This is a genomic window from Paenibacillus sp. FJAT-27812, assembly GCF_001273905.1.
GTDB lineage: Bacteria > Bacillota > Bacilli > Paenibacillales > Paenibacillaceae > Pristimantibacillus.
The window spans coordinates 1,554,877-1,571,975 of record NZ_LIGH01000001.1; the positions used below are offsets into that span (position 1 = coordinate 1,554,877).

The 17,099-nt window shown below is 50.9% G+C and carries 14 protein-coding genes; 6 read left to right on the plus strand and 8 right to left on the minus strand.

What is annotated here, in order from left to right; genetic code table 11:
• Window positions 1-7 precede the first annotated feature (7 nt).
• The 7 genes from ADU23_RS06590 to ADU23_RS06620 form a co-directional block, all read right to left on the minus strand.
• A complete protein-coding gene (locus ADU23_RS06590) occupies window positions 8-1,174 on the minus strand; it encodes a mannitol-1-phosphate 5-dehydrogenase (protein WP_053373018.1) in 1,167 nt (388 codons plus the stop codon).
• A 117-nt stretch (window positions 1,175-1,291) separates the two neighbouring features.
• Window positions 1,292-1,954 carry an HAD family hydrolase gene (locus tag ADU23_RS06595; RefSeq protein WP_053373019.1) on the minus strand — a complete coding sequence of 221 codons (663 nt, stop codon included), beginning with the start codon at window positions 1,952-1,954 and terminating at the stop codon, window positions 1,292-1,294.
• Between the two features lie 362 nt (window positions 1,955-2,316).
• Window positions 2,317-3,258, minus strand: coding sequence for a DMT family transporter (locus tag ADU23_RS06600; RefSeq protein WP_053373020.1), 942 nt, complete (start codon window positions 3,256-3,258; stop codon window positions 2,317-2,319).
• Between the two features lie 93 nt (window positions 3,259-3,351).
• Window positions 3,352-4,425, minus strand: a complete 1,074-nt coding sequence (locus ADU23_RS06605; RefSeq protein WP_053373021.1) for an ABC transporter substrate-binding protein — start codon at window positions 4,423-4,425, stop codon at window positions 3,352-3,354.
• Complete coding sequence (locus tag ADU23_RS06610) at window positions 4,425-5,225, minus strand: ABC transporter permease (RefSeq protein ID WP_053373022.1); 801 nt, start codon at window positions 5,223-5,225, stop codon at window positions 4,425-4,427. The genes ADU23_RS06605 and ADU23_RS06610 overlap by 1 nt, the downstream gene beginning before the upstream one ends.
• Window positions 5,209-6,027 carry an ABC transporter permease gene (locus ADU23_RS06615; protein ID WP_053373023.1) on the minus strand — a complete coding sequence of 273 codons (819 nt, stop codon included), beginning with the start codon at window positions 6,025-6,027 and terminating at the stop codon, window positions 5,209-5,211. Before ADU23_RS06615 ends, ADU23_RS06610 begins: the two co-directional genes overlap by 17 nt.
• Entirely contained in the window at window positions 6,017-7,126 is a 1,110-nt protein-coding gene (locus ADU23_RS06620) for an ABC transporter ATP-binding protein (RefSeq protein ID WP_053373024.1), read from the minus strand. The genes ADU23_RS06615 and ADU23_RS06620 overlap by 11 nt, the downstream gene beginning before the upstream one ends.
• A 201-nt stretch (window positions 7,127-7,327) precedes the next feature.
• Between ADU23_RS06620 and ADU23_RS06625 the strand changes: the two genes are divergently transcribed.
• The 6 genes from ADU23_RS06625 to ADU23_RS06650 all read left to right on the plus strand — a co-directional run bounded on the left by ADU23_RS06625 (window position 7,328) and on the right by ADU23_RS06650 (window position 14,482).
• A complete protein-coding gene (locus ADU23_RS06625; RefSeq protein WP_053373025.1) occupies window positions 7,328-8,764 on the plus strand; it encodes a PTS mannitol transporter subunit IICB in 1,437 nt (478 codons plus the stop codon).
• 95 nt (window positions 8,765-8,859) lie between these two features.
• Complete coding sequence (locus ADU23_RS06630; RefSeq protein ID WP_053373026.1) at window positions 8,860-10,881, plus strand: BglG family transcription antiterminator; 2,022 nt, start codon at window positions 8,860-8,862, stop codon at window positions 10,879-10,881.
• A gap of 2 nt (window positions 10,882-10,883) precedes the next feature.
• On the plus strand, window positions 10,884-11,321 hold the full coding sequence (locus ADU23_RS06635; RefSeq protein WP_053373027.1) for a PTS sugar transporter subunit IIA: 438 nt from the start codon (window positions 10,884-10,886) through the stop codon (window positions 11,319-11,321).
• Window positions 11,318-12,499, plus strand: coding sequence for a mannitol-1-phosphate 5-dehydrogenase (locus ADU23_RS06640; RefSeq protein ID WP_053373028.1), 1,182 nt, complete (start codon window positions 11,318-11,320; stop codon window positions 12,497-12,499). The genes ADU23_RS06635 and ADU23_RS06640 overlap by 4 nt, the downstream gene beginning before the upstream one ends.
• Window positions 12,496-14,229, plus strand: a complete 1,734-nt coding sequence (gene ptsP, locus ADU23_RS06645; protein WP_053373029.1) for a phosphoenolpyruvate--protein phosphotransferase — start codon at window positions 12,496-12,498, stop codon at window positions 14,227-14,229. Before ADU23_RS06640 ends, ptsP begins: the two co-directional genes overlap by 4 nt.
• Window positions 14,222-14,482, plus strand: a complete 261-nt coding sequence (locus ADU23_RS06650; protein ID WP_053373030.1) for an HPr family phosphocarrier protein — start codon at window positions 14,222-14,224, stop codon at window positions 14,480-14,482. The genes ptsP and ADU23_RS06650 overlap by 8 nt, the downstream gene beginning before the upstream one ends.
• 361 nt (window positions 14,483-14,843) lie before the next feature.
• On the opposite strand, the gene ADU23_RS06655 is transcribed toward ADU23_RS06650, so the two are convergent.
• Window positions 14,844-17,084: a YhgE/Pip domain-containing protein gene (locus tag ADU23_RS06655; RefSeq protein WP_053373031.1), complete on the minus strand. Its 2,241-nt coding sequence runs from the start codon at window positions 17,082-17,084 to the stop codon at window positions 14,844-14,846.
• Window positions 17,085-17,099: the final 15 nt, after the last annotated feature.

Consider the following 17,099-nt stretch of genomic DNA (forward strand, 5'->3'; position numbering starts at 1 on the left):
TCAGCATTCATTTTGCAGCTGCATAAGTCTCTCTCAGAGCGCTGTAGCTATCTACAATCTCCTGATGAATCGCATGCTTGTGAGGTATTCCCATATGGGAGGTGACGACTTCGTGAATGCCGGAGCAGCGAAGCGCCGTCTGCAGCATGACAGCCTCCTCGTCCTTCTCGTAATCAAAGAGCAGGGCAGCGGCTATCGCTGAGGTCAGATGGGGAATCGGAATCCCTAGCTTATGCGCCTGCAAAGCCGGCCTAACGAGCCTATCGTTCAACGAGAGCTTGCGCAGGGGAGAGCGCCCGACACGTATGACATTATCGGTCAAACGAGGGTTAGTAAACCTCATCATCATTTTCTGAATGTACCGGTCATGCTTCTTCTTGTCCCAGTGGTATTTAGAGGTGAGGAGACTCCCCGTTTCCATAAGCACCTGCGACAATTCCTCCTTGATTCCATCATCTCTCATCGCCTCCTGAATCGTGGCATACCCTTCAAGATAACCATGATAAGCAGCGGTGCAATGACCCGTATTCACCGTAAACAACTTACGCTCAATGTAAGGTTCTAACGCATCCACATATTTAACCCCTTCGATCTTCTCATAACCCTCAATCATCGCCGATCGATCCACAATCCATTCAAAATAAGGCTCCACCGTCACTTTAAGCGGATCATCATGCTCCTGCACGGGTACGATTCGATCAACAGCCGTATCTGGAAAAGCGATGCACCGATCTGCTGTCTCATGCCAATCCGCCGGTAGATGCTCATACACGCGGCGCTTGAGCTGCGAACTGCCGGAAATCGCATTCTCGCATGCAATGATATGCAAAGGTTTGTAGTTGCGGTTTCGAAGCCTCCGTTCAATGCCTGCGGCAATGGATTCCGCGATATGCTTCAGCGCACTTACACCTACAGCTGTCGTGACCATATCCGCAGTCGCAATCGCATCGGATACCGCCGATTTATTTTTGCCGCTGATGGCTGTTACGTTTTTCACAATTTCCGAATCTCGCGACTCGTTAGCCAGCGTAACCGTATATTGCCCCTGCTGTTGAAGCAGCTGCACCTTCCTCTCGTTCCGAGCCACAAAAGTAACCTCATAACCCGCATTCGACAAAAGAAGGCCAATAAAGCCTCTACCTATATTGCCCGCGCCAAAATGTACAGCCTTCATCGTCCGAACCTCCTTCAGTGGATGGTATCGCCTTTCATATAATCAGAATATTCTGACTAATTTATTTGCAGGAAAGCACGGCATGTTCCCTTCGAACACCCATCTCGACAACGAGCTTTATAGAGCACCCGCAACCAATTCGTGAAAATCAATATGCGACAAGGATTCCGCATGATAGTACCGATCGGACTTATCAAATGCCAAGCTCTTCGTAATCGTATTCGGAACGACTATACACGACATCCCGGCTGCCGATGCAGCACGCGCTCCATTCGGGGAGTCCTCAATTGCCACCGCTTCACTCGCTTCTACGCCAAGACCAGCAAGCGTCTGCCTGTATAGCTCTGGATCCGGCTTCACCTTCGCCACATCATCCGCCGTCCGAATGCATTCGAAATAATGCGCGATCTCGAGCTGCTCCAAATATTTATCGATCCAAGCACGGGCCGAGCTGGATGCGAGTCCGATCTTCAAGCCAGATTCCTGGGCATCCTTCAAATAATCCAGTATGCCGGACCGCACCTGTTCGCTTCGCATTAGCTCAGCATGTTGGAGATGCACCAGTTCACGGAAAGCTTGCTTATCGATCGGCAGGTTAAGATCCGTCATTAAATATTCATAAGGGTTAAACGCATGCAGACTCGTGCCGATGCAGCCGGAATACTGCTCCAATGTCAGCTCTACCCCATGTTCTTTATACGCGTCACGAAATGCATAGTACCAAGCCGTTTCCGTGTCAATTATCGTACCGTCAAAATCAAAGATTATCGCTTTAATCATTCTTCCATCTCCTCTCAAGCGTTCAATGTTAGATTTACTAACAAAACCGTAACATGTTTTAAAAGTTCACGTCAAGGCAGGGCACTGCCCAAATGCGCCTCCAAGCGCACGGCAGCGGTATTCGTGAAAACGGTTCAAACCATTGAGCCGACTCGTTTTTCGCTATTTTATGCAAGCGCTTTGCTGCTTTTCGAAAAAAATTTCAGCCCTTTTTTATTAACCGCTTACATCACCCCTTCCTCTTCTCCCAAGCAAAAAGGAGCCGCCCCATGAGCACAATAGCGCTTAGGGCAACTCCTTACGTATGAACGCTCGTAGGCTACGAATTCACGCAGCTTACGCCGCTTGATTCGCTGTTCTCATTAAAGCAATTGACCGCCGCCCGTATTCGTAACCGGGACGATCGGTTTCGCCTGCTGCTTGCGCTCGATGCTGATCCAGATTAGGCCAGCGGCCATACAGCCAGCACCGCACATTTGGATGAATGCGATTTTCTCATCGAACATAAAGTATCCGGCAATGACTGCCGCAGCAGGAACCGCATAGCGGAAAAAGTTCGAGCGGGTGGCTCCGACCTTAAACATGCAGGCGTTCCATAGAACAAATGCAAGCACCGTACATATAAGCACATTGTAGCCAATCGATAAATAATGGCCGGCATTTAGAGCGGACCAGTCGGTCTGTCCCCATGAACCGAAGGTTAGCGGAAGCATGAACAACGATCCAAACGCGATGGTCCATGTGCTTACCCGAAGGGCCGAGTATTGCTTCATCAGCGACATTGAGCTGAGATTGAATAGCGGACCGATGATGCTGACGGCAAAAGCCATCGCGTTGCCCATCATATTTTCAGAGGAGAGGTTAAAGCCTTCTCCACCGCCGAGTATGACTAAGCTGACGCCGACAATCGAGATTGCGCCGCCAACGATAAGCCGAAGCGTAATCGATTCCTTGACGAAAAGCGGTGCGAATAAGGCAGCGAAGATCGGCCATGGCGCCACGTTAAGGAGCGAAGCGTTCGCGAGTGTCGTATATTTGATCGAGTACATCACCATAATTTCGAGCAAAGTAATGCCGACGAGCCCGATCAACGCAAGCTTCGGCACGATTCGCCAAGGAATGCCTACGCTGCCCTCGGTCATTTTTAGAATAAGGAAGAAAAACGGCAGAGCAAGTCCAAATCTCAAAAAAGAAAACACAATCGGGTTAAACGATTCCATCGCCAGGCGAGATATGCCGAAGTTCGCCCCCCATACAACTGCAATCAGAACAAGCCCACCGTAATTCAACCATTTGTTGTTCATTCTTTCCGCCCCATCTATTCGCATATGTCACTATCCAGAAATTCCTCATCCATCATAGCATGCGAACAGGTTAAAATATTCAAGGGATTTTGCTCATTTTTTATGCATTTTAAACTCTAGAAACAGCTCGTTGTAATGGGCCAGCATTCTTTTGCCGAGATTATCGTAAACCTCAAGTCTGCCGGTCAGCTCTTCGTTCGGATAAAAACGGTCATCGGTCGCGATTTCCTCCGGAAGCAGCGCCATCGCCGCCTCGTTTGGCGTCGAATAACCGACATATTCCGCATTTTGCGCCGCAACCTCGGGATCGAGCATAAAGTTAATAAATTGATGCGCGCCCTCGATATTTCGAGCCGTTTTTGGAATGACCATATTATCGAACCACAGGTTCGAGCCTTCTTCCGGCACGACATAATCGAGCTTATCGTTCTCGCCCATAATTTCCGATGCATCCCCGGACCAGACGAGGCCGACAGCCGCCTCTTCGTTCGCGAGCAGCATTTTGATCTCGTCGCCTACAATCGCCTTCACGTTAGGCGTCATCTGAAGCAGCTTCGCCTTCGCCTCCTGCAAATGCGCTTCGTTCGTATCATTGAGCGAGTAGTGCAAGCTGTTCAGCCCCATGCCCATGACCTCGCGAGCGCCGTCGAGCAGCAGAATTTGATTGCGGAGGCTCTTGTCCCACAGATCATTCCAGCTGGAGAAGTCGAGCTCGCCTACAAGCTCAGGATTATAAATAATGCCGACCGTTCCCCAAAAATACGGAATCGAATACGCATTATCCGGATCAAAGGACAGATTCATGAAGCGCGGATCGATATATTTCAAATTCGGCAGCTTCGAGTGATCAAGCTTCAGCAGAACGCCTTCCTCTTTCATTTTGCTAATCGCATACTCGGAGGGAATGCTTACGTCAAACGTCGTTCCGCCTTGCTCGATTTTGGTCATCATCGCTTCATTCGAATCGAAGGTTTGGTAGATGACTTTAATGCCGGTCTCCTCCTCGAAGCGCTCAAGCAGCTCGGGATCTACATAATCGCCCCAGTTGTAAATCGTTAGCGTGTTGTCGCCGCTGTAGCCCTCGCTTGAATTCAGGTACGACGTCAAATAGATAAGCCCTAATGAAACAACAAACACGACAACGAACATGCGCACAAGCTGTCCCATTAGCGCCCCTCCTTGACTGACGGCTTCATGTTCCGTTGATTAATAAAGTAATACCCGACGACCAGCACGATCGTAAATAGGAAAATAAGCGTCGATAACGCGTTGATCGACAGCGACACGCCTTGGCGCGCCCGTGAGTAGATCTCGACCGACAGCGTCGAGAAGCCGTTGCCCGTTACGAAAAACGTGACAGCGAAGTCATCAAGCGAATAGGTCAGCGCCATGAAGAAACCCGCAAATATGCCCGGTTTAATGAACGGCAGCATCACCCGCGTCAGCACCTGCCACGAGCTAGCGCCGAGATCGCGAGCCGCATCGACCAGCGTCGAGCTCATTTCCTGCAGCTTCGGCAGCACCATAATAACGACGATTGGCACGCTGAACGCGATATGCGACAGCAGCACGGACACGAAGCCCAGCTTAATGCCGATAATGGTGAAAAGGATTAGAAATGACGCGCCGATAATGACGTCCGGACTGACGATGAGCACGTTGTTGAGCGTGAGGAGCGTTTGCTTCGGCCTATTGCTCCGTATGTGATGGATGGCGATTGCGCCAATTACGCCCAAAATTGTCGAGATCGCCGCGGACAGCAGCGCAATCACGAACGTATTCAGTACGATGATAAGCAGGCGCGTATCCTCAAACACCTCTTTGTAGTAATCAAGCGTGAAGCTCTCGAAATTGCGCATCGACCCGCCGCTATTGAACGAATAGAACATTAAATAGAAAATCGGCGCATAGAGCACCACAAATATGAATACTAAATAAAGATTTGACCATTTATTTGTTCCGCGCATCGGCTGCACCTCGCTTTCGATTGCCGGTTATGAGCATCATCGCTGCCATCGCCAAAATTAAAAATACCGCGATGGTCGCCCCCATCCCCCAGTCCTGCGTCACGAGAAAATGCTGCTCGATTGCCGTTCCGAGCGTAATGACGCGGTTTCCTGCGATGAGCCGCGTAATCATAAACAGCGACAGCGCCGGAATAAATACGGCCATACAGCCGGATTTCACGCCGCTGATCGTGAGCGGAAAAATAACGCGGCGGAACGTCGTCCACGCCGATGCGCCCAGATCACGCGCCGCATAGACGAGCGATGGATTCATTTCCTCCAGCGCATTAAAGATCGGCAATATCATGAACGGTATAAAAATATAAACGGATACGAAAATAAAGCTGAAATCGGTGAACAAAATTTGCTTATTTCCGATGCCGATCGCTTCAAGCACCGAATTAACAAAACCATATGTACCGAACAAGCCGATAAAAGCGTATGCCTTGAGCAGCAAATTGATCCAGCTTGGCAAAATGATAAGCAGCAGCCAAAGCTGCTTATGCTTGGTCCTCGTCAGCAAATAAGCCGTCGGATAAGCGGCGAGCAATGAGATGGCGGTTATGAGAAACGCATACCAAAACGAGCTAAGCGTCATCTTTAAATAGACCGGCGTAAAAAACTTCGCGTAATTGCCAAACGTAAAATTGCCATCCACATCAAAAAACGAATAATACGCAACTAAGACGATTGGCGCAATGACGAACAGCACGATCCAAGCCATATAAGGGATTAGATAAAAACTGCGTGATTTATTTGACATCGACGGCCTCGCTGTACGCTTCGAGACGTTTATCGAATTCCTCTTCCGTCTCGTCAAGACGCATGACATGAATCGCTTCCGGGTCAAAGGTCAGCCCTATTTGCTCGCCAACCGTCGCTTTGCGCGTGGAATGGACAAGCCACTCATTGCCTGACTCATCATAGCAGCAGATCTCATAATGAACGCCGCGGAACAGCTGCGAATCTACGCGCACCTGCAGCTTGCCGTTGTCAGATGACGTAATCTCCAAATCCTCCGGCCTGATGACGATGTCGACCGCCTCGTTTGGCGTCAGCCCTTGGTCAACGCATTCGAAGGAACGGCCAGCAAATTCCACCACAAAGTCTCGCGCCATCCGGCCCGGTACAATGTTCGACTCTCCGATAAAATCAGCGACAAAACGGTTGATCGGCTCATCGTAAATATCAGTAGGCGTTCCGCTCTGCTGAATTTTTCCTTCATTAATAACAAAAATCTCATCCGACATCGCCAGCGCTTCCTCTTGATCATGCGTAACGAATATAAACGTGATGCCAAGGCGGCGCTGCAGCTCGCGCAGCTCATACTGCATTTCCGTCCGGAGCTTCAGATCAAGCGCGGAGAGCGGCTCGTCCAATAAAATAATTTCCGGCTCATTCACGATAGCCCGCGCGATCGCAACGCGCTGCCGCTGTCCGCCGGACATCTCTGTAATCTCCCTTGATTCGTAGCCGTTCAAGTTTACGAAGCGCAGCGCTTCCTTAACTTTAGCGGTCACATCGGCGTTTTTGAGCTTTTTGATGCGCAGGCCGAAGGCGACATTTTCGAACACGTTCAAGTGAGGGAACAGCGCGTAATCCTGGAATACAGTATTCACCTGCCGCTCGTTCGCCGGCACCCTATTAATCACTTTTCCATTAAAATAAATCTGCCCCTCGGACGGCTCGGTGAAACCCGCGATCAGTCTGAGAATAGTCGTTTTGCCGCAGCCCGAAGGGCCAAGCAGTGTATAAAACTTGCCTCGCTCTATCGTAAAGCTGACGTCCCTAAGAACAGCGGCGTCATTATGATCATATTGCTTTGTCACATGCTCAAAGCGAATGATAGTTTGATCTTGCATATGGCATTCCCCTTTGCATATTTAGAAGAAACAATAGTGATTATACAGCATCCCCGAAATTCGGCAATAGTAAAAGGCAAAATGATGTCAACATTCATCATGACGCAACCTGCTTTTCAATTCATTGATTATGAAAGCGCTATACATTACGATTAATTCAGGTTCAGTTAGTGAACATTATTATACATTGGAGGTTGAAGCATGAGTAAACTGACATCCGAGCAACCGGTATCCGGCGGTGTTAAAGTTTCCGTTCAACGATTTGGTCGTTTTCTAAGCGGCATGGTCATGCCGAATATTGGCGCGTTTATTGCATGGGGACTCATCACGGCACTATTTATTCCGACTGGCTGGATTCCGAACGAGAGTCTGGCAACGCTAGTCGGGCCGATGATTACCTACTTGCTCCCTATACTCATTGGTTATACCGGCGGTCAAATGATTCACGGCGTACGCGGAGGCGTAGTCGGCGCAATCGTCACACTTGGCGTTATTGCAGGGGCGGATATTCCGATGTTCCTCGGAGCCATGATCGTTGGCCCGTTCGCTGCATGGGTATTGAAGAAATTCGATCAGTCTATAGAAGGAAAGATTCCTTCCGGCTTTGAAATGCTCATCAACAACTTCTCTTCCGGCATTATCGGCGGCGGGCTTGCGATCATTGCATTCAAAGGGATTGGTCCCGTTGTTGCATCGCTAAGCAAAGTGCTTGCTTCCGGCGTAGAGTGGCTGATCAACACAGGTTTCCTGCCGCTCGCGAACATTTTGATCGAGCCGGCTAAAGTGTTATTTCTTAATAACGCCATCAACCATGGCATACTTGGGCCGCTTGCACTCGATCAAGCCTCGCAAACAGGCAAATCGATCATTTACATGCTGGAATCAAATCCAGGTCCGGGCCTTGGCATCTTGCTCGCTTATTGGCTGTTTGGCAAAGGGATGGTTAAGCAATCGGCGCCAGGCGCGGTTGTCATCCATTTCTTCGGCGGTATTCATGAAATTTACTTCCCGTACATTCTCATGAATCCTCGTTTGATTCTTGCAGCCATCGCTGGCGGCGTAGCCGGCACGTTCACCTTCTCCGTCTTCGGAGCAGGACTTGTCGCGGCTCCGTCACCAGGCAGTATTATCGCTTACTTCACGATGACGCCAAAAGGCGGTCTGCTGGCTATGCTAAGCGGCGTAGCGGTAGCAACGATCGTTTCCTTCCTCGTCTCAGCCGTACTGCTTAAGACCAGCAAGCAGAACGAGAATGCGGGCAACGAGCTAGAGGAAGCAGCGAAAAAAGTACAGCAAATGAAAGCCGAATCCAAAGGCAATGCCGCGGCGCCTTCCGCTCCGCAAACACAGCTTGCGAAGGAGCAGGTTAACAAAATCGTATTTTCCTGCGATGCCGGGATGGGTTCGAGCGCAATGGGCGCTTCCATTTTGCGCAAAAAAATTAATGCAGCCGAGCTGCCGATTACCGTCATCAACACGGCGATCAACGATATTCCCGGAGATGCCGACATCGTCATCACCCACAAGACACTAACCGACCGCGCAAGGCAAAAAGCGCCAGGCGCCGAGCATATTTCAATCGATAATTTTCTCAAAAGCCCAGAGTATGACCTGCTCGTACAAAGACTAAGTTCATAAAATTAGACTCAGCGCTGACAGATTTCTGTCGGCGCCTATGTCCATTCTTCTGCTAAGGAGGATAGCCTATCAAAGCCTCAACTAGGCAACGTCGAATGATTGAGATGCTGCTTGATCAGAAGCAGGAAATTACGGCGGCGGACATCGCAGCAATCGTCGGAACGAGCACGAGGACGGTTCACCGCGAGCTTGCCGATATTGAACCGCTGCTTGCTGCAAACGGCATTGTTCTACACAAAACAGCCGGGCTTGGCATTCGAATTGAAGCAGATAACGAAACGCTGGAGCGATTCAAGCAATCGCTTGATCAAACCGATTCCTTCGAGTATACGGGGGAAGAACGCAAGGTTCTTGTTCTATGCAGGCTGCTTGAGCATGACGAGCCCATCAAGCTGTTCTCGCTTGCGCATGAGCTGCGCGTTACCATGCCGACCGTCAGCCATGATCTCGATGAGCTCGAAGGATTGATCATCAAGCAAGGCCTGACACTCGTCCGAAAAAGAGGCTACGGCGTTGAAATCAACGGTCCCGAGGAAGCGAAGCGCCATTTTATCAGCTTGCTTGCGTTTAACCATCTTGATGATTCCGATCTCTTCGGGCAATTCAAAGACCAAGCGGTCACGAATCCGATAACGGCACAGCTGCTTGATATGATCGGAAAAGAGCATTTTAAAAGGCTCGAGCATGCTTTGTGGGAGCTGAATGATGATTGGCCAAGCACCTTGTCCGAATCAGACTATACAAGATTACTTATTAAGCTGTCGGTTGCGTTAACCCGCATCGAGCATGATTGCTTGGTATCCGCGGGCAAATACGATAACGGCGATAACATTCCTTTGCTGCGCAGCCTGCTTGACCTGCTCGACATCCAGCTGCCCATAGAAGAAAAAAGTTATCTTTCTCAATTGCTCGGAAATGAAGCTTTTCCGGAAAGCAGCCTGTTGATCCATCATGATGACATGCCGACCATCGAGGGCGTCAAGCGGCTCATCCGCTACGTCGAAGAACGGCTGCATATGTCTCTTATGGAGGATCGATCGCTTGAGGAAGGCCTTATCCAGCACATAAAGCCGGCTTTCCAGCGCATTTCGGTCGGTATTGCGATTCGCAATCCGATGCTCGCCCCGATCAAGAAGGATTATGGCGCGCTGTTTTCAATCGTGCGAAGCGGTGTACAGGAAGTATACGGGCACATCCAAGTGCCAGATGAGGAAATCGGTTATATCGTCATGCATTTTGGAGCTTCCTTGGAGCGATTAAAGCCTTTTCCCAGAAAAATAAGGGCTGTACTCGTTTGCACGAGCGGTATTGGCTCCTCCAAGCTGCTTGCCGTCAAAATCGCCAAGGAGCTGCCGCAAATCGATTTGATCGGACATTATTCGTGGTATGAAGCGACAAGGCTTCCACCCAGTAGATATGATTTGATCATTTCCACCGTGGACTTGCCGCTGGAGCCGGACCGTTACATTAAGCTAAGCCCTATGCTAACGCCGGAAGAAACCAATAAGCTGCGCGCTTATATCAAAGGCACGACCTTAAAGAAGATCAGTCCTGCCCTTGCGGCAGACACAGAAGCTTCCGGGCAATCGCCAATGGACCGGTTGCTGCTGCTGCAGCTCTATTCCGGCGTCGTCCTGCGGCTGCTTGACGGATTCCATGTTCATGACCTGACTCAAATGGAAGGCCGCGAGCATCTGGATAATCAGCTGCCTAACATGCTTTCCTTGATTGGCAAGCCATATATCGAACAAAATAGCGCGAAAATAACCGCTCAGCTGCTGGCAAGAGAGCAGCAAGGCAGCCTTGTCATTCCGGACACCGAGCTTGCTTTGCTTCATACGCGCAGCGAATGGATTGAAGAGCCGCTGCTTGCTTTGTACCGATATGACAGACCGCTAAAGCTTAGCGAGGATGCAGAAGCCAGACATCTCTTAATGATGCTAGGCCCCCTCAAGCTTGATGCATATAGCCTAGAGCTGCTCAGCGAAATTAGCGCGATGCTGCTGCTGCCTGATCTCCTTGCCGTACTGGAGAATGATGATACAGCCGGCATCAAGCTCTTTATTTCAAAAAAGCTGGAGCATTATATAAAAACCAAATTGGATTGGAGAGAATGAACATGACCATTCTATCGACAGAGAAAGTTAAACTAAACGTGAGCGTAAAAGATAAATACGAAGCGATCCGCATGGTCGGACAAATGCTTGTTGACGCAGGACACGCGCCGCAGGCGTATATCGACAAGATGATTGAGCGCGAGGAAGCTTTATCCACCTATATCGGCGGAGGCCTCGCCATGCCGCATGGAACAAACGACTCAAAGGCACTTATTCAATCGACAGGCATGGCGATCATCATTGTCCCAGCTGGCGTGGACTTCGGCGGCGAGGAGCCCGCGCAGCTAGTTATCGGTTTAGCGGCGGTCGGCGACGATCACCTTGATATTTTGACCAACGTTGCCGTGCTTGTATCGGAGGAGGAAGACATGCAGCGCATTTTGAATGCTTCCTCGCCGCAAGAGCTGATTTCTATCTTTGAATCGGGTATGGAATCATGAAGGCCGTACACTTCGGAGCTGGCAACATAGGCCGAGGTTTTATCGGATTGCTGCTGCATAACGCCGGCTATGAGGTATGCTTCGTTGATGTCAACGAAGCGCTCGTCTCGGAGCTGCAAGCAAAGCGGCAGTATGCGGTGAAAATTGCAAACGAGCAAGGCGATACGTATCTTGTTGATCATGTAACGGCTATTGACGGCAAGGATGTCGGCTTAGTCGCCGAGATGATCGCAGAAGCTGACATCGTAACAACGGCAGTCGGCGTATCCGTTCTAAAGCATATTGCAGCTGCGGTAGCTAAAGGCATTGAGCTAAGGCTCGCGAGCGGCAAAGCCGCTCTCCCTATTATCGCGTGCGAGAATGCTCTCGGCGGCAGCACGATTTTGAAACAGTTCGTTTATGAGCATTTGTCCGCGGACGTTCAGAAGGACGCTGATTTGCATATCGCCTTCCCTGACGCCGCCGTTGACCGCATCGTTCCGCTGCAGCAGCATGAGGACCCGCTCCAAGTTACGGTTGAGCCGTTTTATGAGTGGACGGTAGAGCGCTCCCCGCTGCTTGCTTCGCAGGTAGAAATCGCAGGCGTGCATTATGTCGATGATTTGGAGCCGTATATCGAGCGCAAGCTGTTTACCGTCAATACGGGTCATTGCGTTGCGGCATACCACGGATATTTGAAGGGGTATGCGACGATCCAAGAAGCGATGAAGGACAGCGAGATATTGGCTAAGGTCGTAGGCGCGCTTCAGGAATCGGGAGCTGCGCTTGTGCAAATGTATCAGTTCGACGAGAAGGAGCACGCTCTCTATATCGATCAAATACTGGAGCGCTTCATCAACCCATACTTGGTAGATGAGGTAGCCCGAATTGGCCGCTCGCCGATTCGCAAGCTATCACCGAAGGACCGCCTTGTTAGACCGGCCTTATTAGCTTATCAATATGGCATTCCTGTTACTGAATTGACAGCTGCGATGGCAGCAGCCCTTCACTTTAACAACGCTGATGATCCCGAGGCTGCTGAGCTTCAAGCCTCCATCAAGGAACATGGCCTTCATTATACATTAACTAAATATACAGGCTTAGAAGCACAGCATCCGCTTCATAAACAAGCGGCAGAGCAATACCGCGCGCAGGAGTCGGTACTCCAAGCAGCGGCGAGGGGAGCAGGATCTTTATGACCGTTTCATTAAAAGGAATCGCGGCATCGCCCGGCATCGCGATTGCACGCACGTACCACCTTGCAGCCGAGCGGTTTATTCCGGTTCAGCAAGCCATACAAGACAGCGCGTCCGAGGTTGAACGGTTTCGCGGCGCTGTCGCATTGGCCAAAGGCGAGGTCGAGGCGATTCGCGCCTCGGCGGAGGAACGTCTTGGCGCGGACAAAGCTGAAATTTTCGAAGGACATTTGATGATCCTTGAGGACCCGGATCTCATAGAAGCAATCGAGCTCAAAATTGAAGAGGAATCCATTAACGCCGAATTTGCGCTGCACGAGGTATCGCAATCTTTTGTCGAGCTGCTGCAATCCATGTCGGATGAGCTGCTGCGCGGGCGCGCCGTTGATATCGAGGACGTCTCCGGCCGCATTATGAGCCATTTGCGCGGCATTCCGCATGTCGATCTCGCCAATCTTTCGGAAGAATGTATCATCGTAGCGCGTGATTTGACGCCATCGGATACCGCTCAGCTTAATCTGGAATTCGTTCGGGGTTTTGTTACTGAGGTAGGCAGCCGCACCTCCCATTCCGCTATCATGGCGCGATCATTGGAAATACCTGCGATCGTCGGGATCGGCTCTGCGATACGCGATATTTCGGAGCATGGCGTAATCGTTATGGATGCGAATGAGGGCGTCGTCCTTATTGATCCAACGGCGGAGGAGCTAGCTTCTTATCAAGGCAAGAAACAGATGGATGATCTGCGCAGAGCGAGTCTAAGCAAGCTGAAGGATCAGCCTACCTTCTCTAAGGATGGCAAACAAGTTGAACTGGCAGCCAATATCGGCAAGCTTGAGGACATTCAGCGCGCGATCGACAACGGTGCCGAAGGGATCGGCCTTTTCCGTACCGAATTTCTGTACATGGGACGCGGTTCCCTCCCATCCGAGGAGGAGCAGTTCACCAGCTATAAATATGCGCTTGAAAAAATGGACGGGAAACCCGTCGTCATCAGAACGCTTGATATAGGCGGCGACAAGGAGCTTCCTTATATGGAGCTGCCTAAGGAAACGAATCCCTTCCTCGGACAACGCGCCTTGCGTCTATGTCTGGATAGACAGGATCTGTTCCGCACGCAGCTGCGAGCGCTGCTTCGCGCCAGCCGGTACGGCACCCTGAAAATTATGTTCCCGATGATCGCCGTATTGGAGGAGCTGCTTGAGGCGAAGAAGCTGCTTGAGGAAGAGAAGCAGAAGCTTATTGCCGAAGGCGTTCAGCTTGCCGAGCATATCGAGGTTGGAATGATGGTTGAAATTCCGGCAGCAGCTGTCTCAGCGGATCTTTTCGCACCGGAAGTTGATTTCTTCAGCATCGGCACAAACGATTTGATTCAATACACCATGGCAGCAGACCGCATGAACGAAACGGTATCTTACTTGTATCAGCCATGGCATCCCTCCCTGCTGCGCTTGATTCGCTTCGTTATACAAGCGGCGGAGAAGGAAGGCAAATGGGTCGGCATGTGCGGCGAGATGGCTGGCGATCAGACTGCCATCCCTTTGCTGCTTGGACTTGGCCTGCATGAATTCAGCATGAGCGCAGGTTCGATCCTGCAAGCAAGAGAATTGATCGGTCAGCTCGACCAAGCCGAATGGGCAGGCTGCGCGAATCAAGCGCTGACCATGCGGAGCACACAGGAAATCACACAATTTGTAGAACGTACAAGAAACGGAGTGGTTCATCATGATTAGCCAAACATTTACCATCCTTAATCCGACGGGCTTTCACGTACGCCCGACCAAAACCTTCGTCCAAACCGCAAGCAGCTTCCCTTGCAAGGTGAGCGTGCTCAATAAAGGCAAAAAGGTAAACGGAAAAAGCTCGCTGAGCATGCTTACACTAGGCATCGCGATGAACGAGGAAGTCACGCTGGAGATAGACGGCGAGCAGGAAGAGCAGGCGCTCGAAGCGCTCGGCCAATTGCTCACAGCCATTCACGAATAAAATAGCAGCGGCTGTCCGAGAAAGAAGGCTAGATGCCTCCCTTCTCGGGCAGCCGTTTTTTTATCGTCCTCGCGGCGCGGCTACAATGCACAAAGTACACTAGAAACCTCACATGGCACTCCGAATTTGTTGCTACGCTGCAGTTTTGCAGCGAAACGTATCGCTAATTCGGTTAATATGAAGGAATTGAGGAATTTTGCTGCATGTACAACAACGTAGCGAGGGTAGAACGGCTTAACGGCCTCATACATTGCATAAACTGCAAGGTAGAATGGTGAGTATGTTTTACGTTTGGAGAATGATACGGAGCCCCCCTTATACACACAAAAAAAGGACAGCGATTGCTCGCTGTCCTTCGAAATTAAACGGATGATGCCGGCACTGCCTTTTCCGTGCTGTCGTCCTTCGTTTTCCTGTGGGACAAAGCAAAGTAGATGTAAGATAGTACCGCGAACAGGATTGCTATACCCGCCATAACGGCCGTGTATCTGCCCATCATGCTGTAGTCACCGCTGGAAATGATATCTCTAAAGCCTGCTACCGAATAAGTCATAGGCAGGAATGGAGATACTTTCTGCAGGAAGCCAGGGACAAGCTCGATAGGGAATGTACCCGCTGAGCTCGTTAGTTGGAAGATCAACAGAATAACCGCGATAAACCGTCCCGGATTACCCATTGAAGCGACCAAGAACTGAATGATCATCATGAACGTAATGCTCGTTAGAATCGAATAGAATAAGAACAGCCCCATGCTCTGAACCTCTAGCTTCAGAACAAAAATCAGTGCAGCATCAGCGATCAATGCCTGAATCGTACCGATAAGCACAAGCGTAAGCGCCTTGCTCCAGAACCAGCTCCAACCGTTGACCGGACGAACGGCCGGCTCGCGAACCGAGTAAACAATCGTTAGCAGCATTGCGCCAACGTATAGGCCAAGCGATAGGAAGTAAGGAGCAAGCCCCGTACCATAGTTGTCTACCTTCGTAACTTTCTCAACATCAAGCTTTACGGGATCAGCAAACATATCCACCATGGCATCCGTCAACTTCAGATCGGATGTTTTATCGGAAGCCTCATTCAGCTTGCCGGACAATTCCTGCGTACCGTCCTCTAGCTTCAACAGCCCGGAAGCAACCTGCTGTGCGCCATCCTCCAGCTGGACTGATCCGTCAACAAATGGCGTTACGCTAGAAGATAGCTGGGAAAGACCCGCCGTCAGCGTCGCTGCTCCACTGTTAAGCTGCTTAGCGCCAGCAGCCAACTTCGCTCCGCCCGTGCTCGCTTCAGCAAGCTTCGTACCAAACTGCGTCATGCCGCTTGTAAATTTCTCTGCCCCAGCGACCAATTGCTGTCCGCCTACGCCAAGCTGCTTGCCTCCGGCAGCCGCTTCTTCGACCTTCTTGTCAAAGGTGCCAAGACCATCCGACACTTTAACAAGGCCGTCACTCAGCTTTGCCGCTCCATCGCTGAGCTGCTTCTGGCCTGCCGAAGATTTCTCCAAGCCCGCCGCTAGCTCTTGGCTCGCCTTCAATAGAGATGCAAAGCTTTCGCTCTCCGCCAACTGCGGGTTCGCCTGACCCAGCTGCGCCAGCCCATTCGCAAGCTGCGCCGCACCTGCCTTCAGCTGCTCCTCGCCAGCAGCTGATTCCTTAAGACCGCCCGCTAGCTGCCCCGCAGCCTGCTTCGCGTCAGAAGCGCCTCCCGCCAGCTGTCCGCTAGCTCCGGCCAATTGCGACAAGCCGTCGCTAAGCTTCACCGCTCCGGCTCCAAGCGAGCCCGCGCCATCGCCAAGCGATGCGGCTCCCGCGCCAAGCTGCTGCTGCGCTGCCTGCAGCTGCGCCAGGCCGCTAGCCAAGCTTGCCGTGCCTGTGCTCAGCTCGGCACTGCCCTTGCCAAGCGCCTTGCCGCCATCATTCAGCTTGCCGACACCTTCTTGCAGCGTCATTGATCCGCTGACCAGCTTCGCCAAGTTTTTCTCGATGAGCACGGCGCCATCCTTCGCCTTCGTCGTGCCGTCGGCGATTTCGCCTGCTCCGTCACTCGCTTTGCCAATACCGTCCACGAGCTCTTCCATTTGCTCAAATACGGTGCGCGTATAAGCAGCCGTTACTTCTTTGTTAAGCTCCATTTTCATCGTGTCGACCGCTTTGCTGCCGATCTGCGAAGCTAAGAAGTTATAGCTCTCGTTAGCCAAATAAGTGAGCTGTGCAGGCGTTGGGTTATCCGATGTCAGAGAAGTTGTTTTCTCCGAGAAGTCGGCCGGAATTTCAATCGCCATATAATAGGAATGGTCTTCGATTCCCGCCTCTGCATCCGCCTTGTTTACAAAATGCCATTCGAACTTTTCATTCTCTTTTAGCTCTTCCTCAAAATCCTTGCCAATATGCATCATCTCATCGTTATACTCATAACCTTTATCCGCATTTACGACGGCTACCGGCATTTTATCCAAATGACCGTACGGGTCCCAAAAGGCACCTAGAAACATCGAGGAATACATAACGGGTATCATCAATACGCCAATCACCGATATCAACAACATTTTGTTGCGCGCGATCCCGGACAATTCCTCACCAAACTGCTTTAAACCTCTGAACTTCAAATCGTCCACTCTCCC